This is a genomic window from Salinibacterium sp. dk2585 (assembly GCF_008001035.1).
GTDB lineage: Bacteria > Actinomycetota > Actinomycetes > Actinomycetales > Microbacteriaceae > Homoserinimonas.
Map to the genome: position 1 here is coordinate 2,495,971 of NZ_CP042856.1, position 18,977 is coordinate 2,514,947.

General features: G+C 67.6%; 18 protein-coding genes and 1 tRNA gene. 10 read left to right on the forward strand and 9 right to left on the reverse strand.

Annotated features, from left to right (window positions below; genetic code table 11):
* Positions 1-76: 76 nt before the first annotated feature.
* Positions 77-2,170: an Ig-like domain-containing protein gene (locus FVA74_RS11775; protein WP_147722685.1), complete on the forward strand. Its 2,094-nt coding sequence runs from the start codon at positions 77-79 to the stop codon at positions 2,168-2,170.
* Between the two features lie 132 nt (positions 2,171-2,302).
* On the opposite strand, the gene FVA74_RS11780 is transcribed toward FVA74_RS11775, so the two are convergent.
* A tRNA-Arg gene (locus FVA74_RS11780) sits at positions 2,303-2,377 on the reverse strand.
* A 51-nt stretch (positions 2,378-2,428) separates the two neighbouring features.
* On the opposite strand from FVA74_RS11780, the gene FVA74_RS11785 reads away from it, so the two are divergent.
* Positions 2,429-2,989 carry a GrpB family protein gene (locus FVA74_RS11785; protein ID WP_147722686.1) on the forward strand — a complete coding sequence of 187 codons (561 nt, stop codon included), beginning with the start codon at positions 2,429-2,431 and terminating at the stop codon, positions 2,987-2,989.
* 16 nt (positions 2,990-3,005) lie between these two features.
* On the opposite strand, the gene FVA74_RS11790 is transcribed toward FVA74_RS11785, so the two are convergent.
* On the reverse strand, positions 3,006-3,506 hold the full coding sequence (locus FVA74_RS11790; RefSeq protein ID WP_147722687.1) for an HNH endonuclease: 501 nt from the start codon (positions 3,504-3,506) through the stop codon (positions 3,006-3,008).
* A gap of 663 nt (positions 3,507-4,169) precedes the next feature.
* Positions 4,170-4,865, reverse strand: a complete 696-nt coding sequence (locus FVA74_RS11795; protein ID WP_147722688.1) for a metal-dependent transcriptional regulator — start codon at positions 4,863-4,865, stop codon at positions 4,170-4,172.
* An 85-nt stretch (positions 4,866-4,950) separates the two neighbouring features.
* On the opposite strand from FVA74_RS11795, the gene serC reads away from it, so the two are divergent.
* Together serC and FVA74_RS11805 are read left to right on the forward strand one after the other, a co-directional pair.
* Positions 4,951-6,063, forward strand: coding sequence for a phosphoserine transaminase (gene serC, locus FVA74_RS11800; protein WP_147722689.1), 1,113 nt, complete (start codon positions 4,951-4,953; stop codon positions 6,061-6,063).
* A 52-nt stretch (positions 6,064-6,115) separates the two neighbouring features.
* Entirely contained in the window at positions 6,116-6,304 is a 189-nt protein-coding gene (locus FVA74_RS11805; RefSeq protein ID WP_240792232.1) for a DUF2530 domain-containing protein, read from the forward strand.
* Positions 6,305-6,307: 3 nt separating this feature from the next.
* Here FVA74_RS11805 and FVA74_RS11810 read toward each other — a convergent pair whose 3' ends face one another.
* Entirely contained in the window at positions 6,308-6,958 is a 651-nt protein-coding gene (locus FVA74_RS11810) for a DUF3027 domain-containing protein (protein ID WP_147722691.1), read from the reverse strand.
* On the reverse strand, positions 6,951-7,331 hold the full coding sequence (locus FVA74_RS11815) for a cold-shock protein (RefSeq protein ID WP_147722692.1): 381 nt from the start codon (positions 7,329-7,331) through the stop codon (positions 6,951-6,953). The genes FVA74_RS11810 and FVA74_RS11815 overlap by 8 nt, the downstream gene beginning before the upstream one ends.
* Before the next feature lie 87 nt (positions 7,332-7,418).
* Between FVA74_RS11815 and FVA74_RS11820 the strand changes: the two genes are divergently transcribed.
* The 3 genes from FVA74_RS11820 (at position 7,419) to FVA74_RS11830 (ending at position 11,387) form a co-directional block, all read left to right on the forward strand.
* Positions 7,419-7,682: a hypothetical protein gene (locus tag FVA74_RS11820; RefSeq protein ID WP_147722693.1), complete on the forward strand. Its 264-nt coding sequence runs from the start codon at positions 7,419-7,421 to the stop codon at positions 7,680-7,682.
* Positions 7,683-7,736: 54 nt separating this feature from the next.
* Positions 7,737-9,656, forward strand: coding sequence for a helicase-associated domain-containing protein (locus FVA74_RS11825; RefSeq protein ID WP_147722694.1), 1,920 nt, complete (start codon positions 7,737-7,739; stop codon positions 9,654-9,656).
* An 81-nt stretch (positions 9,657-9,737) separates the two neighbouring features.
* Complete coding sequence (locus tag FVA74_RS11830; RefSeq protein WP_147722695.1) at positions 9,738-11,387, forward strand: DNA repair helicase XPB; 1,650 nt, start codon at positions 9,738-9,740, stop codon at positions 11,385-11,387.
* Positions 11,388-11,491: 104 nt separating this feature from the next.
* On the opposite strand, the gene FVA74_RS11835 is transcribed toward FVA74_RS11830, so the two are convergent.
* Together FVA74_RS11835 and folP are read right to left on the reverse strand one after the other, a co-directional pair.
* Positions 11,492-12,235, reverse strand: coding sequence for a pyrimidine reductase family protein (locus tag FVA74_RS11835; RefSeq protein ID WP_147722696.1), 744 nt, complete (start codon positions 12,233-12,235; stop codon positions 11,492-11,494).
* On the reverse strand, positions 12,228-13,127 hold the full coding sequence (gene folP / locus FVA74_RS11840; RefSeq protein WP_187266496.1) for a dihydropteroate synthase: 900 nt from the start codon (positions 13,125-13,127) through the stop codon (positions 12,228-12,230). The genes FVA74_RS11835 and folP overlap by 8 nt, the downstream gene beginning before the upstream one ends.
* Before the next feature lie 76 nt (positions 13,128-13,203).
* On the opposite strand from folP, the gene FVA74_RS11845 reads away from it, so the two are divergent.
* The 3 genes from FVA74_RS11845 to FVA74_RS11855 all read left to right on the forward strand — a co-directional run bounded on the left by FVA74_RS11845 (position 13,204) and on the right by FVA74_RS11855 (position 15,993).
* Positions 13,204-13,896 carry a response regulator transcription factor gene (locus FVA74_RS11845; RefSeq protein ID WP_147722697.1) on the forward strand — a complete coding sequence of 231 codons (693 nt, stop codon included), beginning with the start codon at positions 13,204-13,206 and terminating at the stop codon, positions 13,894-13,896.
* A gap of 66 nt (positions 13,897-13,962) precedes the next feature.
* Entirely contained in the window at positions 13,963-15,621 is a 1,659-nt protein-coding gene (locus FVA74_RS11850) for a cell wall metabolism sensor histidine kinase WalK (protein ID WP_147723212.1), read from the forward strand.
* 81 nt (positions 15,622-15,702) lie between these two features.
* The gene (locus tag FVA74_RS11855) at positions 15,703-15,993 is read left to right on the forward strand and encodes a WXG100 family type VII secretion target (RefSeq protein WP_147722698.1); all 291 of its coding nucleotides are present in this window, start codon (positions 15,703-15,705) and stop codon (positions 15,991-15,993) included.
* A 91-nt stretch (positions 15,994-16,084) separates the two neighbouring features.
* Here FVA74_RS11855 and groL read toward each other — a convergent pair whose 3' ends face one another.
* Positions 16,085-17,722 (reverse strand): chaperonin GroEL, encoded by a 1,638-nt coding sequence (gene groL, locus FVA74_RS11860; protein WP_147722699.1) that lies wholly within the window; start codon positions 17,720-17,722, stop codon positions 16,085-16,087.
* A 141-nt stretch (positions 17,723-17,863) separates the two neighbouring features.
* The gene (locus tag FVA74_RS11865; RefSeq protein WP_147722700.1) at positions 17,864-18,913 is read right to left on the reverse strand and encodes a DUF3048 domain-containing protein; all 1,050 of its coding nucleotides are present in this window, start codon (positions 18,911-18,913) and stop codon (positions 17,864-17,866) included.
* Positions 18,914-18,977 lie beyond the last annotated feature (64 nt).

Here is an 18,977-nt window from a genome sequence, read left to right on the forward strand (position 1 = left end):
GGGCCCAGCGCCAAGCCGGAGTAGTATATGGGCGAATCGCCGTTTCGAGCGATCGGGGGAACACAGGGGAACTCACATGCGCCGCAGCTTCGGAGCCGCCACCGTCACGCTCACTCTCGTACTGGCACTGGGCTGGCCCACGGCTGCTATCGCGGCGCCGTCTCCGGCAACCATCACGATCTCCGACACGGCGCTCAAGATCGGGGATACCGCGACGGTCACCATCAGCTTCTCCAGTGCAGTGCTCGGGTTGGCTGCGGACGACTTCACGGTCGACAACGCGGAGCTTACTGACGTCGACTCGCCGAATGGCGGCATCACATGGACGGCGACTCTCACGCCCGACGTGAACGTGACCTCGTTGACAAACGTGCTCACGCTCGACTACGCCGGAATCACCGACTCGGCTGGCGTCCCTGGCACCGGCACGGTCGACTCCCCCAACTACTGGGTCGACACGGTGCGGCCGTCCCTCGCCTCGCCCATTGGCATCTCAGACACGGCGCTCAAGATCGGGGATACCGCGACGGTCACGTTCCAGTTCGCCGAGCCGGTGCTGGGATTCACCTCTGCCGACGTCACGACCCCCAACGCAAGCCTCTCGAACCTCAGCTCCTCCGACGGCGGCGTCACCTGGACCGCAACACTGACCCCCGCAGGCGCCGTGACCTACGCCACGAGCGTGCTCACGCTCAACTACGTCGGAATCACGGACCTCGCGAGGAACGCTGGCATCGGAACCGCAGACTCCGGCAACTACGCGATAGACACGGTCCGACCCAGCCTGGCCACAGCGATCACCATCTCCGACACCACCCTCACCCCGGGCGCGACAGCGACCGTCACGTTCATATTCACAGAGAGTGTCACCGGCTTCGACGTGGGAGACGTCACCGCCCCCAACGCAAGCCTCTCGGACCTCAGCTCCTCCGACGGCGGCAGCACCTGGACCGCAACACTGACCCCCGCACGCAGCGTGAGCGACGCCACGAACGTGCTCATCCTCGACTACACCGGCCTCATGGACCTCGCGGGCAACGCCGGCACCGGCTCGGTGAGCTCCGGCAATTACATCGTGAACACCGGCACGCCAACCGCCACGATCTCGATTCTTCCCACGACCTATGGCATCGGCGACAGCGCGATCGTCACTATTACGTTCAGCGAAGCGGTCGTTGGATTCACTGTCGAAGACCTCACCGCACCCAGCGGCACCCTCAGCGCACTCCGCACCGCGGATAACATCACCTGGACAGCCACGTTCACCCCGGCCCCCGACACGGAGCTTGCGAACGCGGCGATCACCCTCGAGTTGACTGGCGTCGCCAGCTCCGCGGGCAACGCCGGCGTCGGCACGGCGACATCAGGCGCATATGCCGTCGATACGATCCGGCCTGAGTTGACCTCGGTCAGCGTCTCCGACACGGAGCTCGGGATTGGGGATGTCGCGCTGGTCACGTTCACGTTCTCGGAGGCCGTCTCGGGCTTCGTCCTTGGCGACGTCACGGCCGAGCACGCAACGGTGGGCAACCTCTCTGGCAGCGGCTCTTCCTACACCGCGCAGCTCACGCCGAATCCCGGAACCACCGATTCGGGAACCGTCACGGTTGCCCTCGCAGGAATCACGGATGCCGCAGGCAACACGAGCACCGGAACCCCAATGTCCGCGCTCTATAGCGTCGACACCGTCCGGCCCACCGCTACGGTGACGGTCGCGGATTCTGAGATCGGCGTGGGCGAGACATCCGTTGTCACGATCACCTTCTCGGAGCAGGTCACAGGGTTCTCGGCCAGCGACTTCACGGCTCCCGGCGGCACAATCAGCGCCCTCGCGTCTGCCGACGGCGGACGCACGTGGACCGCCACGTTCACGCCGAGCGCCAACGTGGCCGCTCCCGCCAGCACGGTCACGGTAGACCTCGCCGGTGTCGCCGACGCGGTAGGCAACGCCGGCGTTGGCACGGCTGTATCGGCTGCCTTCGCGATCGACACCGTCGTCTCGACACCCACGCCAACTCCCACGCCTACTCCGGCTCCCACGCCCACGCCCGCGGCCGCCGAAGCGCTTCCCGTCACCGGAAGCACACCGGCCGGGGCACTGCTGGCCGGCAGCATGCTGGCCGCCGCAGGAATCGCCCTCCTCGCGCTGCGCCGCCGCGCCCGCGCATAGGGTTCGCTTCGCAGCCCTCCGGGATCCCCCAGCGCTGGAAGACCGCCCGCAGCGCGCCCTGGGCTGGGCGCGCCAGAACTCCTTCGCCACCTCGGTGCGCTTGACGAGCGCGTCGAAGCGTGGAATGCGGTGTGGTGCCCCTGGAGGGACTCGAACCCCCAACCTGCTCCTTAGGACGGAGTTGCTCTTCCATTGAGCTACAGAGGCTGGCCCGTCGAGTCTAGCGAACGTCGCCGGATACGGTGCGAGGATGGCGCAGTGACCCGCAACGACAGCCCCCGCCGCCCCGACGTCACCGCTGTCGAGATTGTGGGCGGGCCCGAGGCGCTGACAGTGCCACTCCGCCCTCACGATGACGGATGGGCGCGCGTCTTCGCCGAGCATCGGCAGCGCATCCGGAATGCTCTTGGGCCTGCAGTCGAGATCGAGCACATCGGGTCGACAGCCGTTGCCGGCCTGGCCGCGAAACCCATCGTCGACATCGTGGTCGCCGTGAGCGACATCACGGCGGAGGAGGACTACCTCGCTCCCCTGCTCGCGGCCGGATATGAGCTTCGGGTTCGCGAGCCCGGGCATCGCCTGGTGCGCACGCCTGCCCGCGACGTGCATGTGCACCTCTACGAGTGGGGCGCCACAGCCATCGACGAATACCTGCTGCTGCGTGACCACCTGCGAGCCGACGCCGACGATCGCGCGCTCTACGAGAGCACCAAGCGGGCACTCATGAGTCGCCAGTGGGACGACATGAACGACTACGCGGATGCTAAGACCGAAGTCATCCAGGCCATCAAGGCTCGAGCGCGCAAGGCGCGAGGCTAGCCACCACCAGCGCTGCCTACGCGGCGACCGGGGCCAGGAACTCCTCCCACTGCGGCTGCGCACTCTCGACCCCGCGCACCATCCACGAGGTCCCGTGCGGCGCCTGGGGGCGGGAGCGAAGCATCCACCCCATCTCGCGCGGCGTGCGGTCGCCCTTCTTGTTGTTGCACTTCAGGCAGCAGGCGACAAGGTTCTCCCACGTGTCGCGCCCTCCGCGCGAGCGGGGCAGCACATGGTCGATCGTGGTCGCGTGATGTCCGCAGTACCCGCACTCGTGATTGTCTCGCCGGAGGACACCCCGACGGCTGACGGGAATCGCTCGGCTGCTCGGGATGCGCACATAGCGATTGAGCAGAATGACCGACGGTCTCTCAAAGATGTCCGACTGGGAGTAGACGGGGCGCTCCGGGTCGTGGGCGAGCACTGTCGCCTTCTGGTTGATGACGAGCACGACAGCCCGTTTGAAGCTGACGATGGCAAGGGGTTCATATCCGGCGTTCAATACGAGCGTGCGCATTGCTGTCCTTTGCGATTGCGCCCTGCACGGCTTGCAGGGACCTAACCGTGCAACCTGCGAACCTCGGGAACGAGCATCCTCGTTAACAAGAAAAGGCACCGCCCATAAGGGCAGTGCCATGCGGGCGCGGCGCACAGAAGAGCGCACCTCGCCGACCGCTCGAGCGTATGAGTCCGTACTGCGCAGGGCAGCACACATCCGCGGTTCGGATGCTGTCGCCCCTGGTCATACGCTCTCCCGAATTCTGGTTCGAAATTGCAAGGCCTCCAGACTAACTCCCGCTTGCCCAGAAACCGGTAGGAACCGGTTACACGCCGGTGAACAACATCGCCCAACCGAGCCGCCCCGCGGCGAAGCAAACGGACGTACGCTCCCCCACGTGAGACAGAGCGGTGGATGGCGCACGCTCTGGCTCCTCACCTCGGCCACGCTCCTGATCGCCGCAAGCGAGCGGCTCGCTCATCGCCTGGACGACACAGCTCGACGAGACACGCGCACCCGCAGGCACGTCGCTGCTCTTCATCCTGCTCGTGCTCGGTCAAGCCCTAGGCGCCACGGTCGCCGGCGCGCTCATCGAGTCGCTCAGCGCAGCGAGTGCCTTCCTTGCCGCAGGCGCGGTGACCCTGCTCGGAACCCTTGTCGGCAGGCTGCCGGGTGGCCGGGCTACTTGATGCCGACGTAGACGTGCTGGGCGACCTCGTTGGGAAGCTCGATGCCCTCGTCGCTGCCCTCGACCTCGACAAGCACGTAGGCGCCCGCGGAGGAGAACTTCGCACGGACGCCCGGCACGACACCGGCGACCCGCAACTGCTCGAGGAGTTCCGCTTCGTACTGCACGGGCTCGCCGAGCCGCTTGATCTCGCCGCTGACCGAACCGACCGCCCCCAGCGTGTAGTTCACGATGTTGACGACGCCGGTGCCGAAGGGCGTCGTGGGGTTCTCGCCCAGCTCGTCGAGGCCCGGGATCGGGTTGCCGTAGGGCGAGTGTGTTGGGTGGCCGAGCAACTCGACGATGCGACGCTCCACCTGCTCGCTCATGACGTGCTCCCACCGGCAGGCTTCCTCGTGCACGAGGGCCCAATCAAGGCCGATGATGTCGGAGAGGAGCCGCTCCGCGAGGCGGTGCTTGCGCATGACGGCGACCGCCTTCGCTCGGCCCGCCTGCGTGAGCTTGAGGTGACGGTCGCCCTCGACTGTGAGGAGGCCATCGCGCTCCATGCGGGCGACAGTCTGGGAGACCGTCGGGCCGGAGTGCCCGAGCCGCTCGCTGATGCGGGCGCGCAGCGGAATGATGGCCTCTTCTTCGAGCTCGTAGATGGTGCGCAGGTACATCTCAGTGGTGTCAATGAGATCAGCCAATGTCGCCCTCCAGATGCCGCAAGCGTGTCAGGCCAGCCTAACGTGTGGCCCACGACATCCCCGTGCCGAGCCCTAGAATCGTGGCATGGCCGACGTGACGATCCCCTCTAACCTCCTGCCCACCGACGGACGCTTCGGATGCGGCCCCTCGAAGGTGCGCCCCCAGCAGATTGAGTACCTGGCGACGGAGGGTGCATCGATCCTCGGCACCTCCCACCGGCAGGCACCCGTCAAGAACCTTGTCGGCCGCGTGCAGGAAGGGCTCGCGCAGCTCTTCCGCATCCCGGAGGGCTACGAGGTCGTGCTGGGCAACGGCGGATCGACCGCATTCTGGGATGCCGCGGCATTCGGTCTCATCGAGAAGCGCAGCCAGAACCTCACCTTCGGTGAGTTCGGCGGCAAGTTCGCCAAGGCCGCCGGAGCCCCCTGGCTTGAGACACCCGACGTCATCAAGGCTGAACCAGGCTCGCGCGCTGAGGCGGTCGCCCGCGAGGGCATCGACCTCTACGGGTGGACCCACAACGAGACCTCGACGGGTGTCATGGCCCCCGTCACGCGCGTTCACGGCGACGAGGGTGCCCTGACCGTGATCGACGCGACGAGCGCAGCGGGCGGCGTCGACTTCGACGCTTCGCAGGCCGACGTCTACTACTTCGCCCCCCAGAAGAACTTCGCCTCCGACGGTGGCCTCTGGTTCGCACTGTTCTCCCCCGCCGCCCTTGAGCGGGTCGAGCGCATCGCCGCGAGCGATCGCTACATCCCCGACTTCCTCAGCCTCAAGCAGGCGGTCGACAACTCGCGCCTCAACCAGACCCTCAACACCCCGGCCCTCTCGACGCTCCTCATGCTCGACAGCCAGGTGCAGTGGATCAACGACAACGGCGGCCTTGCCTGGGCGGATGCCCGCACCAAGGAGTCCTCGTCAGCGCTCTACGACTGGGCGGCCAGCGTCGACTACGCGACCCCCTTCGTCAGCAACCCGGAACACCGCTCGCAGGTCGTTGCCACGATCGACTTCAACGATGACATCGACGCCGCCGTGGTCGCGAAGGCGCTGCGCGCCAACGGCATCGTCGACACGGAGCCCTACCGCAAGCTCGGACGCAACCAGCTGCGCGTCGCAACGTTCACGGCGATCGAGCCCGACGACATCCGCCAGCTCATCAAGAGCATCGAATACGTCGTCGGCGCGCTCTAGACTTATGCGCCTCTGGCTGAAGCCATCCGAGCGCCGGCCCAACCCTGAGCCGGTGGAGACCGACGACCGCAAACCGCTGGTCGTCGGCCTCATCGCCTGGATGCTCGGCCTCATCGCGGTCGTCGCGGCGCCGCCGCTGTTCGGCGTGGAGCTGCCAAGCATGTGGCTGTGGTCGTGCATCGCCGGCATCGTGCTCGGCAGCCTGGGGCTCGCCAACGCTCAGCGGCGCGGGCCCCGCTAAGGCCTACTCGTCGTCGTCGTCCGCGTCGTCGTCGGAGTCTTCGTCTTCGTCTTCGTCTTCGTCGTCTGACTCATCGTCATCGTCGTCTTCGTCGTCGTCGTCGTCGTCGTCTGACTCATCGTCATCGTCATCGTCATCGTCATCGTCATCGTCATCGTCATCGTCATCCGACGGATCGTCAGCGATCTCGTCGATGTCGACGCCGTCGAGGTCGCCACCGTGGAGCAGCGCCTCGTCGTCATCATCCGGGTCGTCGTCGTAGTAGTCGTCAGCGTCGTCGTCGTCCGAATCCGAGTCGGCCGATTCCGCATCCGCGGCGGCAGCAGCCTTCTCCGCCTCCTGGGCGGCCTGGTATTCGGCGAGCCGGTCAGCCCACGGCACCCAGTCAGGCGACAGGAGCGCCTCGTCGCCCGGAGTGAGCTCGGTCTCAAGCACGGTCGGCTCGGCACCATCCACATGCGCGATGCTCACGGTCCAACGCCACCCGGGGTAGCCGGCCTTCTTCGAGTCGAAGTACACCGTCACGGTGCCCTGGCCCTCGTCGATCGAGCCAGCGGGTTCGCCGATCGTGGACTCTGGCGTGATCTCGAGGAGCGCCGACCGGGCGAGGTCGAAGTCGGCCGGACCCGCAGGATTGCCGGTCGACTCAGGCATCCAGCTCGTCCGCGACCTTGCGCAGCATTGCCGCGATCTTGGCACCGTGCGACTTGTCGGGGTAGCGACCGCGCTTGAGGTTCGCGCCGATGCCGTCGAGCAGCTTCACCAGGTCTTCGACGATGATCGCCATGTCATCGGCAGGCTTGCGCGTCATGCGGGTCAGGCTCACGGGCGCCTCGAGCACACGCGCCGACAGCGCCTGCGCGCCGCGCTTGCCGTCGGCGATGCCGAACTCGAGCCGGGTGCCGGCACGCACGGTGGTGCCTGCAGGGAGTGCCGACGCGTGCAGGAAGACCTCCTGGCCGTCGTCTGAGCTGATGAAGCCGAAGCCCTTGTCGTCATCGTAAAACTTCACCTTGCCGGTTGGCATGGCCCTACCTCTCGATCGTGTTGCCGGGCGCGAAGAGACGCCTGCGACATAAGACTATCCGGCTTCCCCTGCCCTTATCCTTGTGCTGTGAGCAAACCAGCAGCGGAACCCGCAAGCCGCGTCCAGCGCATCCTCGCCTTCATGGTCGCGGGGCTCGTGATCATCTCCCTCGTCTGCTTCGCCATCGCGATGATCGGCTACGCCACGGGCGCCGTGTCGGGCGAGGTCGACGGCTTCTGGCAGACGGTCGTGATGCTGCCGTACTTCGCCCTCCCGGCGGCGTTCGTGCTCACGATCACGCTCCTCGTGCTGACGGCGGTGCGCCGCTCACGCTCGAATCGCGCGGGCTGAGCCACTCCACCACCGAAGGTTCCCGCAGCGAGGCGAGGACGGAACGCAGGCAACATGGGCAACACACTGACGCTGGCCAGACACCTGCGCGGCATGCCCGAACAGGACCTCGTCAACGCCCTTGTTGCGCGCGAGCTCGGACTGTCGTTGACCGCGATCGCGGGCATCCGTGACTACTTCGACCTTGCCGACGTGCTGCTCGAGCATGGTGCCGTACAGAAGGCCCTCACGCGGCTCGATCGCCACACACTGACGGCACTCGCGGTGCTCGCGCGCGACAAGCGACCCATGACCCCGCAGGAGGTGGTCCAGGAACTCGCGCCGCTCTCGTCGCGTCCCACGCACGCGGGCGCGATCGGCGAAAGCCTGGATGCGGCGGCATCCCTCCTGCTGGTGCATCCGCAGGGCGAAGCCTTCACCTGCTACGACGCTGTCTGCGACCAGTTGCGCGGATGGCCCACCTTCGGCCTGCCCAGCTTGGAGGAGCTGGCCGGCACCGATGCGGGCGGTGCGCTCGAGCGGGTGCCCGACGTCGACCGCCGCTTCATCGACAAGCTGGCCGCCGAGCGCGCCTTCGCCGCGACGGGAGCCGTCACCGAGCTGCTGCTCGAACTCGAGCGGCAGCCCGCGCGTGAACTCGCGAAGGGCGGAATCGCGCTCCCGGACGCCAAGCGCCTCGCCGCCGCCATGAGGGTCGACCTCGAGACGGTCACCGACTACCTGGCGCTTGCTGAACGCGGCGCATTCGTGCGGCGCGACTCCACCGGCTGGATGACGACCGAGACGGGCAACGGCTGGCTGGGCCACCCGACGAGCACGCGGTGGCGCCTGCTGACCGACGTCTGGTTTGCCCGCCTGCCCGGCGACATCCGCACCCTCCTCGCAGAGCGCGCACACTCCCCCTGGGGCGACGGGCTGCGCTCCTACATCGACTGGCTGTACCCGGCCGGCGGCGAATGGATGGACGAGCGCGTCACCTCCTACACGCGCGGCGCCGAGCTGCTCGGCATCACGGCGGCGCAGGCGCCGAGCAGCCCCGGTGCCCTGCTCCTCGCGGGCCGGCCCGACGAGGCAGAGGAGTTCCTCCGGCCGCTCCTGCCCCGCGAGGTGTCGACCGTGTACCTGCAGCACGACCTCTCCGTCGTGGCCCCCGGCCCGCTCGAGCCGGCGATCGACGAGCGGATGCGCGTGGTCGCCGACGTCGAGAACCGGGGGCTCGCTACGACCTACCGCATCTCCGCGGCCACCGTGAATCGGGCGCTCACGGCGGGCGAGACGGCGGAAAGCCTGCGCGAATTCCTGGGCGAGATCTCGAGCACCGGCATCCCGCAGCCGCTCGACTACCTGATCACGGAGGGCGCCGCACGCTACGGCCTGCTGCGCGTCGGCACGCTCGACGGCGCGGCACTCGACCCCGACGATCCCAGCTATGGTGCGCGCAGTTATGTGCGCTCCGATGATGCGCACCTGCTGCAGACCGTGGCGGTCGACCAGTCGCTCGCGTCGATCGCGCTCACGCGCGTCGGCGAGCACCGCCTGGTCAGCCGCTTCGACCACGACATCGTGTTCTGGTCGCTCAGCGACGCGCGCTACCCCGTCGCCGCCGAGGACGAGCACGGCGCGGTCCTGGCCCTGCGCCGCCATCGCATCGCCCGCGAACACCGCCACCACCTCTCCGACCCGCTCGTCGAGATGGTGACGCGCCTGGCATCCGACGCCGCAGAAGAGCTGGCGGCCGACGGAGACGACACGAGCCAGGCGTGGCTCGCGCGGCAGGTGGAGTCGGCGGCGCGCGCCAAGGAGACCCTCGTCGTCAGCGTGCGGATGCCGGGCGGCGACGTCGTTGACTACGAACTCGAACCAACGAGCGTGTCGGGAGGGCGGATGCGCGCCCGCGACAAGAAGAGCGACATCGAACGCACCCTGCCCCTGTCGAGCGTGACGGCCGTGCGCACGCTCCCGCTGGTTGAGTAGGGCCTGCGGACACCAGGTTTCGATACGCTCGCTGGCGCTCGCCACTCAATCCTCAGAGTCGCGCGCGTAGACTGGAACGTTATGACTGACGGGCCCCTCATCGTGCAGAGCGACCGCACCGTGCTGCTGGAGGTGGCGCATCCGCTCGCTGCCGATGCGCGCCACGACCTCTCGATCTTCGCGGAACTCGAGCGCGCACCCGAGCACGTGCACACCTACCGCATCACGCGCCTCGGCCTCTGGAACGCGCGGGCCGCGGGGCACACGGCCGACAACATGCTCGAGACGCTCGAGCGCTACAGCAAGTTCCCGACGCCGCAGAGCGTTGCCGTCGACATCCGCGAGACGGTCGAGCGCTACGGGCGGCTGCGCATCGAACGCGACGAGGAGGGCACGCTCCTGCTCACCGCGACCGACGCGGCCGTGCTGGCCGAGATCGGGCGGGCCAAGAAGGTCGCCGAGTTGCTCTTCGAGCGGCGGGACGCCACGACGGTCGTCATCCAGCAGTGGGCGCGCGGGCAGATCAAGCAGGAGCTACTCAAGCTCGGCTGGCCCGCGGAAGACCTCGCCGGCTACACGCCGGGCACCCCGCACGAGATCGACCTCGACGAGGCGGGATGGAGCCTCCGCCCCTACCAGCAGGATGCCGTGCGAAACTTCTCCGACTACGGCTCCGGCGTCGTCGTGCTGCCCTGTGGTGCCGGCAAGACGCTCGTGGGTGCGGGCGCCATGGCATCCGTCAAGGCCAACACGCTCATCCTCGTGACCAACACCGTCTCGGCCCGCCAGTGGCGCGCCGAGCTCCTCAAGCGCACCTCGCTCACGGAGGAGGAGATCGGTGAGTATTCGGGCCAGGTGAAGGAGGTCAAGCCGGTCACGATCGCGACTTACCAGATCCTCACTGCCAAGCGGAAGGGCCAGTACGCCCACCTCGAGCTGCTCGACGCACTCGACTGGGGCCTCGTCATCTACGACGAGGTGCACCTGCTGCCCGCCCCCGTCTTCAAGCTCACGGCCGAGCTGCAGGCGCGCCGTCGCCTCGGCCTCACCGCGACGCTCGTGCGCGAGGACGGCCGCGAGGGCGACGTCTTCAGCCTGATCGGCCCCAAGCGCTTCGACGCACCCTGGAAGGAGATCGAGTCGCAGGGCTACATCTCGCCGGCGTCCTGCTACGAGGTGCGCATCGACCTGCCACAGGATGCGCGGCTGCAGTACGCGGCATCCGCCGACGATGAGCGTTACCGCCTGGCCTCGACCGCGCCAGCGAAGCTCGACGTGGTGAAGCAGCTCGTCGCACGGCATGACGGGGAACGCATCCTCGTGATCGGGCAGTACCTCGACCAGATCGAGGAACTCGCGAATGCCCTTGACGCGCCCCAGCTCACCGGGTCAACACCCGTGGCGGAGCGGGAGCGGTTGTTCCAGGACTTCCGCGACGGAACACTCAAGGTGCTCGTCGTGTCGAAGGTCGCAAACTTCTCGGTCGACCTGCCGGAGGCGACAGTCGCCATCCAGGTCTCCGGATCGTTCGGCTCGCGCCAGGAGGAAGCGCAGCGCCTCGGCCGCCTGCTGCGCCCCAAGGAGTCCGGCCTGCCCGCGAACTTCTACACGCTCGTCGCCCGCGACACCGTCGACCAGGACTACGCGCAGAACCGCCAGCGCTTCCTTGCGGAGCAGGGCTACAGCTACGAGATCCTCGACGCGCACAGCCTCGAGGTCGCCGCCGCCTGACACTCCCAACTCAGGAGCTGGCCTTTCCCAACTCAGGAGTTTGCTTTCACAATTCAGGAGCTCCTGAATTGTGAAAGCAAACTCCTGAGTTGGGAAAGCCGCGGTCACGCACGGGTGTAGCGCAGCAGGACCGTGCCATCGTCGGCCGCGAGGGCATGAGCGAGCCGCAGTGAGAGCCCCGCGGCATCCGGCCCCCGGGCGATCCGCTCGGCGGGTCCCCCCTCAAGGAGCGGGCTGATCGTCAGGCACAGTTCGTCGATCGCGCCGTCGGCCGCCAGCGCCCCCAGCAGCTGCGGCCCACCCTCACAGTGCTGCTGCGCGAGGCCGCGATCGGCGAGGTGCTGCTTGAGCTGTCGGGTGTCGACGGATGCCACGCCACAGTCGACCACGTCGGCGACCGCCGAGAGGGCAGCTCTGCGTTCTGCGGGCGCGTTCTCGCACGTGACGATGATGGGCCGGTGCGCGGCTTCGGCGAAGAGCGCGCTGGCCGGGTCGAGGTCGAGACTGGCCGACACGATGGCGACCTGCGGATGCTCGGCGAGCCCTTCTTCGACACGCCACGCCTGCCCCTCCGAGCTGACGAGCAGCCCCGCGTATCCCTCGGCGCGCACGGTGCCCGCCGCGACGACGATGACGTCGGAGAGCCAGCGCAGCACGTCGAACACGCGGCGGTCGGCCGCGGTGCCGAGCCCACCGGAGCGTCCGTCCCGTGTGCCCGCCCCATCGGCGCTGGCGACCATGTTGACCCGCAGCCAGGGCTGCGCGCGATCGCGCACGGCATAGACGGCGGCGAGCCCGTCGTCATCGAGCGAGGTGTAGGGCTGCAGCATCCGGATGGCGTCACTCATTGAACTCACCCCTGTTGTGCTTGAGATAGGCCGGTTCGCGGATGCCGAGGATCGCCTCGGCCATGCGCACGGCGGCGACCGTCGGCCCGGCCTCGTGCACGCGCACGATGCGGGCGCCCTGCAGCACGCTCGTGACGGCCGCGGCGAGGGAACCCTCCAGGCGCTCAGACTTGGGCGCGTCGAGTGTCTCGCCGATGAAGTCCTTGTTGGAGAGGGCGGCGAGCACGGGCAGGCCGAGCGCCGCGATCTCGTCGAAACGGCGCACGATCTCGAGCGTGTGGAGCGTGTTCTTGTTGAGGTCGGGGCCAGGGTCGATGATGATGCGCTCTGCCGCCAGCCCACCGTCGACGGCACGCTCGACGCGATCGCGCAGGAACTCGACGACCTCAACGACCACGTCGTCATAGTGCGGGCGGGGGTACTGCGTGCGGGGCGTCGCGAGACTGTGGGTGACGATGAGGCTCGCTTCGCTGTCAGCGACGACGCCGACCATGTTGGGGTCGCTGAGACCGGTCGTGTCGTTGATGATGTCGGCACCCGCCGCGATGCTTCGGCGAGCGACCTCGGCGTGGAAGGTGTCGACCGAGATCACGACATCGGATGCCGCGCGCACGGCCTCGATGACCGGCACGACCCGCTCGGCTTCCTCCTGGGGCGGCAACGGGTCGCCCGGTGCGAAGGGCACTCCCCCGATGTCGACGATGGCGGCGCCCGCGGCGACGGCCGCGAGTGCAGCGCTCACGGCCGCGTCGAGCCCGAAGGTGCGGCCTTGGTCATAGAAGGAGTCCGGGGTGCGGTTGACGATGCCCATGACGGCGACTTCGCGGGAGAAATCGAAGCTCCGCGCTCCGATGCGGCGCACGGGCGAGTCGAGGGGCGGGAGGGAGAGCATTCCCCCATGCTCGCATTCGAGCGCGCGCTCCGCATGCATCCAGCCCGCGCTCAGGAAACTCGCAGAGACTGGACTCATGAGCGACGGACCCAAGATTCTCATCGTTGACGACGAGCCGAACATCCGCGACCTTCTCACCACGAGCTTGCGCTTCGCCGGTTTCGCCGTGCGCGCCGTCGGGAACGGCGCACAGGCCATCTCGGCCGTGCTCGAGGAGGAGCCCGACCTCATCATCCTCGACGTCATGCTCCCCGACATGAACGGCTTCGGGGTCACCAAGCGCCTGCGCTCGAGCGGTTACACCTCGCCCATCCTCTTCCTCACGGCAAAGGATGACACCGAGGACAAGATCACTGGGCTCACGGTCGGCGGCGACGATTACGTCACCAAGCCGTTCAGCCTCGACGAGATCGTCGCCCGCATCAAGGCCATCCTGCGTCGCACGATGCAGGACGAGGAGGATGCCATCATCCGTGCGGGCGAGCTCACGATGGACCAGGACACCCACGAGGTCACGGTCGGCCAAGACCAGGTCGAGCTCTCCCCCACCGAGTTCAAGCTCCTGCGCTACCTCATGCTCAACCCCAACCGTGTGCTGTCGAAGGCCCAGATCCTCGACCACGTCTGGGAGTACGACTTCAACGGCGACGCGGGCATCGTCGAGTCCTACGTCTCCTACCTGCGTCGCAAGCTCGACCAGTACACCGAGGAGCCCATGATCCAGACGAAGCGCGGCTTCGGCTACATGCTCAAGGTCGACAAGTCCTGAACGGGAGGGGCGGATGTTTCGCCCAGCACGAGCGCGTAGCCTGAACCCGTGAGCCGAGAGCAGCCGATGGAGTGGTGGGATTCCGTCTCCCTCCGCACCAAGATCACCGGGGTGACGGTCTTCATCGTGACGGCGGGATTGCTCGTGGCCGGCGTCGGCACCATGACCGTGTTGCGCACCTACCTGCTCGACCGGGTCGACGCGAACATTGTCGCGGCGGCCGCCGACGTCGAGGCGTGGAGGATCGACCTCGACGAGGATGCGATCTCGAGCGGCAATCTCGTGCCGACCTCTTTCTACATGGCGCTTGTCGATCGAAATGGCAAGCTCATCGGCGACAACCTTGCCGAGGACGAGGCGCACCTGCGTCCGAACCTCGAGGAACTCACCCTCAGCAGGGTCGTGCAGCTTGAGGGCGCCGTGACCCTCCAGAACCCGACCCATACGAGCCAGACCCGCGTCGTGGCCTTCCCTGCGGAGAATGCGCGCAACGGCGACCTCGCGACGCTCGTGATCGGCCAGCGTCTCGATGACGTCAACGCGACCATTGCCCGCTACACGGCCATCTTCCTCGGCTTCGCACTCTCGGTCGTGGTGCTGAGTGCCGCGCTCACCCGGGTGCTCGTGACATCCACGTTCCGTCCCCTGCGCGAGGTGGAGGCGACGGCCGCCGCGATCGCCGGCGGGGACTTCAGTCAGCGTCTGCCGGGCGCGACGCCCAACACCGAGGTGGGCAGGCTCAATCGCTCCCTCAACGTCATGCTCGGGCGCATCGACCGGGCCTTCGCTGACCGCGCCCGCACGATCGACCAGATGCGCCGCTTCGTCGGCGACGCAAGCCACGAACTGCGCACCCCGCTCGTCTCGGTGCGCGGCTACGCCGAGCTCTACCGCATGGGCGCCCTCCAGAAGCCCGACGATGTCGCCCAGGCCATGGAGCGCATCGAGAAGGAGGCGATTCGGATGGGCGAGCTGGTCGAAGACCTGCTCGAACTGGCCCGGGCCGATGAGAAGAAACCGCTCCGGCTCGCCCCCGTCGACCTGCTGCCGCTCGCCTACGACGCCTCGCTCGACGCGATGGCGCAGGCACCCGACCGCAAGGTGACCGTCAAGGTCGAGGAGCCTGAACTGCCCGCGAGCGAGGACATCGAGGCACCGCCCGAGTCCACGCCGAAGCCCGCGACGACGGCAACGGGGCCCATCGCGTTCGCGGGGGCGCAGCTGGCCCGCCTACGCTCGCTCCGCCAGCGTGGGATGCGGAACGGTGCCACTGGGACGCCCGAGATGTTGCCGCTCGCCGAGCGTGAGCACATCAAGCTCGTCGTGCCCGCCGTTGTGCTGGGCGAGGAGAACAAGCTCCGGCAGGTCATCACGAACCTGATCGGCAATGCGCTGCGCTTCACGCCAGCTGGCAGTCCGATCGAGCTCGTCGTCTGCGTCGATGCCGCACGACGGGTTGCGCAGCTCGACATCGTCGACCACGGTGAGGGCGTGCCGCCCCAGATCCGCGACAAGATCTTCCAGCGGTTCTGGCGCGCCGACTCCTCGCGCACGCGCGAGACGGGCGGCAGTGGTCTGGGCCTCGCGATCGTCGCCGCGATCGTCGATGCCCACAAGGGCCACGTCGAGGTGCTCGAGACGCCGGGCGGCGGCGCAACCTTCCGACTGACGCTTCCGCTCCTCCCCGACACCTTCGTGTCGACGTCGCCCACAAGCAGCAGCTGAGTCCCTTCAGCCGCAGCCAGGCCTCCCTATCGTTGCCGGCATCCGGATGCCACCCCCGGCACCTACGACGAAGGGAACACCATGACGCAGTACCAGGTTGACAGCGACGCCGTCCTCAGCGCCGAGAGCGCCGTGCGCGCATCCGCCTCCCGAATCCAGGGCGAGGTCGCCGGCATGCTTGGCCAGCTCCTGAGCCTGCAGTCCTCATGGACCGGTCAGGCCTCGACGGCATTCCAGGGCGTCGTCGCCGACTGGCGCACCACCCAGCAGCACGTGGAGCAGAGCCTCGCGGGCATCACGCAGGCGCTCGGTCGCGCGGGGCAGCAGTACGCGGAGGCGGAGCGCGCCAACGCGAGCATGTTCATGCGCTGAACCGCTGCGGGTTTGATCCTGTCGAAACCCTGGCAACGCCAAAGGGCGGCCCCCAATGGGGAGCCGCCCTTCAGTGTTGAGAGTGGTCGGACTAGAAGTCCATGCCGCCCATGCCGCCCGACGGGTCACCCATCGGCGCAGCGTTCTTCTCGGGCTTTTCGGCGACGACGGCCTCCGTGGTGAGGAAGAGCCCGGCGATCGACGCTGCGTTCTGCAGCGCCGAGCGGGTCACCTTCACGGGGTCGTTGATGCCGGCCTGCAGCATGTCAACGTACTCGCCGGTCGCGGCGTTGAGGCCGTGACCCGCCTGGAGGTTGCGCACCTTCTCGGCGACGACGCCGGGCTCGAGGCCCGAGTTCAAGGCGATCTGCTTGAGCGGGGCGTCAATCGCGACCCGCACGATGTTCGCGCCGGTCGCCTCGTCACCGACGAGTCCGGTCAGCGTTTCACCCGCGAAGGCGACCTCGCCGGCCTGGATGAGGGCGACGCCACCACCGGCGACGATGCCCTCCTCGACAGCAGCCTTCGCGTTGCGAACGGCGTCTTCGATGCGGTGCTTGCGCTCCTTGAGCTCGACCTCGGTTGCGGCACCCGCCTTGATGACGGCGACGCCACCGGCGAGCTTCGCGAGGCGCTCCTGGAGCTTCTCGCGGTCGTAGTCGCTGTCGGTGTTCTCGATCTCGGAGCGGATCTGCTTGACGCGGCCCTCGATCTGCGACGCGTCGCCCGCGCCCTCGACGATGGTCGTCTCGTCCTTGGTGATGACGACCTTGCGGGCACGACCGAGCATGTCGAGCGTGGTGTTCTCGAGCTTGAGGCCGACCTCCTCGCTGATGACCTGACCACCCGTGAGGATGGCGATGTCCTGCAGCTGCGCCTTGCGGCGGTCACCGAAGCCGGGAGCCTTGACGGCAACCGACTTGAAGATGCCGCGGATCTTGTTCACGACGAGCGTGGCCAGGGCCTCGCCGTCGACGTCCTCGGCGATGATGAGGAGCTGCTTGCCAGCCTGGATGACCTTGTCAACGACGGGCAGCAGGTCCTTGATGTTCGAGATCTTGGAGTTGACGATGAGGATGTAGGGGTCCTCGAAGACCGTCTCCTGGCGCTCGGGGTCGGTGACGAAGTACGCCGACAGGTAGCCCTTGTCGAAGCGCATGCCCTCCGTGAGCTCGAGCTCGGTGCCGAAGGTGTTCGACTCCTCGACGGTGACGACGCCCTCCTTGCCGACCTTGTCGATCGCCTCGGCGATGAGCGCACCGATCTCCGGGTCGCCGGCCGAGATGGACGCGGTTGCGGCGATCTCTTCCTTCGTCTCGATCGGCTTCGCCTGCTTGACGAGCGCTTCGGTCACAGAGGCAACAGCCTTCTCGATACCGCGCTTGAGGCTGATGGGGTCTGCACCCGCGGCAACGTTGCGCAGGCCCTCGCGCACGAGCGCCTGGGCGAGCACCGTCGCGGTGGTGGTTCCGTCACCCGCGACGTCATCGGTCTTCTTGGCGACCTCCTTGACGAGCTCGGCACCGATCTTCTCGTACGGGTCGTCGAGCTCGATCTCCTTGGCGATCGAGACACCGTCGTTCGTGATGGTGGGGGCGCCCCACTTCTTCTCGAGGACGACGTTGCGGCCACGCGGGCCAAGCGTCACCTTGACGGCGTCGGCCAGCGTGTTGAGACCACGCTCAAGGCCACGACGGGCCTCTTCGTTGAAAGCAATCATCTTTGCCATATGTGTTCTTCGTCCCTCCCGGACGTCGGAAATGCATCAGCTTTTTGGCACTCTCGCGAAGAGAGTGCTAGATGATTCTGGCACTCTGCCCAAGGGAGTGCAAGCCGGGAGAGAGACGGGCGCGAAACGCTGGGCGCGCACTCAGGCGGGCGGGTCGATCGCGACCGAGCCCTCGAGCGGCACGAGCTCGACCCACGTGTTGCCGGCCCCGAGCCTGATGGTGATGCCGTTGTCATCGACCAGGCTGATCGGGGCATCGATCGATCCCTTGCGCCAGGTCGCACTCACAGTGCCGCCGCCGGTCGAGACCCAGGCCTCGCCGCTGCCGAGCAGTTCCGTCTTGGGCACGCCATGGCCGTGCGAGATGGGCACTCGCAGCGTCACGACATTGACCGCCGAGAGCTGTGCGCCGTTGGAGTCGAGGTCGGGCGCACCGTCCTGCGAGCGAAGGAAGGTGCCGGATGCCGCATCCCACGCCCATGAGGGCACGAACTGGTTCGAGAACGCCAGCCGAAGGACGGCGGTCGGCGTGCCCTCCTTCGCGGCAGTCGCCGAGGCGGCGTCGAGGGCGTAGGCGAACTGCTGGCGGGGCGCCGCGACATCCGGATTGGCGGAAAGGAACTCACTCGCCCGCACGATCACATTGTGGGGCGCCCTGCGATCGCTCGAGCGGAACATGTATGCGGCCGTGTCGGGCTGCCCATGGATCGCGTTATAGAGGGAGGTCTGCTGCATCATCGAGACGAACTGAGGCTGGCCACCCGCATAGAAGATGATGCCGCCGAGGGAACCCGCGATCTCGGGGTCCATGGGCCGGATCGAGCGGATGGGGCCCAGCTGCTCGGGGATGTCGCTGTGCCACACGGCCACGTAACGCGTGATGCCGCCCTCGACGAGCTCCTCGAAGACGATGTCGGTGCGCTCGAGCCCGAGCTGCGGGCGAGCATCCCAGTGGTTGTCGATCTTCGCTGACAGCGCTGCGTGCTGCAGCGAGCCCTCGGGCACGGTCGAGCCGCGCAGGGGGGCGACATCGGTGGGCTCTGGTGCCACGTAGTCCGAGACGTAGTCGGGCGACGGGGATGCGATGGTTGACGAGGCCGCCTCGCCCGAGCATCCGGCCAGCAGCAGCGCCGCCATGAGGGCTCCGAGGGTACCGAGACGACGTCGAGAGCTGCGCGGGGTGGGAATCACGCCTGAAACACTAACGCCGCCCCAGTCAGGGGCGGCGTCAGCGCGGGGCGAGCCCCGCAATCAA

Excerpts from the sequence above, each read along its gene's own strand:
- FVA74_RS11810 (WP_147722691.1), bottom strand. The coding sequence starts at position 6,958 with ATGCCTGAGTCGACCGGCAATCCTGCGGGTCCGGCCGACTTCGACCTC.
- serC (WP_147722689.1), top strand. The coding sequence starts at position 4,951 with ATGGCCGACGTGACGATCCCCTCTAACCTCCTGCCCACCGACGGACGC.
- folP (WP_187266496.1), bottom strand. The coding sequence starts at position 13,127 with ATGCTCTCCCTCCCGCCCCTCGACTCGCCCGTGCGCCGCATCGGAGCG.
- FVA74_RS11845 (WP_147722697.1), top strand. The coding sequence starts at position 13,204 with ATGAGCGACGGACCCAAGATTCTCATCGTTGACGACGAGCCGAACATC.
- FVA74_RS11815 (WP_147722692.1), bottom strand. The coding sequence starts at position 7,331 with ATGCCAACCGGCAAGGTGAAGTTTTACGATGACGACAAGGGCTTCGGC.
- FVA74_RS11830 (WP_147722695.1), top strand. The coding sequence starts at position 9,738 with ATGACTGACGGGCCCCTCATCGTGCAGAGCGACCGCACCGTGCTGCTG.
- FVA74_RS11855 (WP_147722698.1), top strand. The coding sequence starts at position 15,703 with ATGACGCAGTACCAGGTTGACAGCGACGCCGTCCTCAGCGCCGAGAGC.
- groL (WP_147722699.1), bottom strand. The coding sequence starts at position 17,722 with ATGGCAAAGATGATTGCTTTCAACGAAGAGGCCCGTCGTGGCCTTGAG.
- FVA74_RS11850 (WP_147723212.1), top strand. The coding sequence starts at position 13,963 with ATGGAGTGGTGGGATTCCGTCTCCCTCCGCACCAAGATCACCGGGGTG.
- FVA74_RS11835 (WP_147722696.1), bottom strand. The coding sequence starts at position 12,235 with ATGAGTGACGCCATCCGGATGCTGCAGCCCTACACCTCGCTCGATGAC.
- FVA74_RS11775 (WP_147722685.1), top strand. The coding sequence starts at position 77 with ATGCGCCGCAGCTTCGGAGCCGCCACCGTCACGCTCACTCTCGTACTG.
- FVA74_RS11825 (WP_147722694.1), top strand. The coding sequence starts at position 7,737 with ATGGGCAACACACTGACGCTGGCCAGACACCTGCGCGGCATGCCCGAA.
- FVA74_RS11790 (WP_147722687.1), bottom strand. The coding sequence starts at position 3,506 with ATGCGCACGCTCGTATTGAACGCCGGATATGAACCCCTTGCCATCGTC.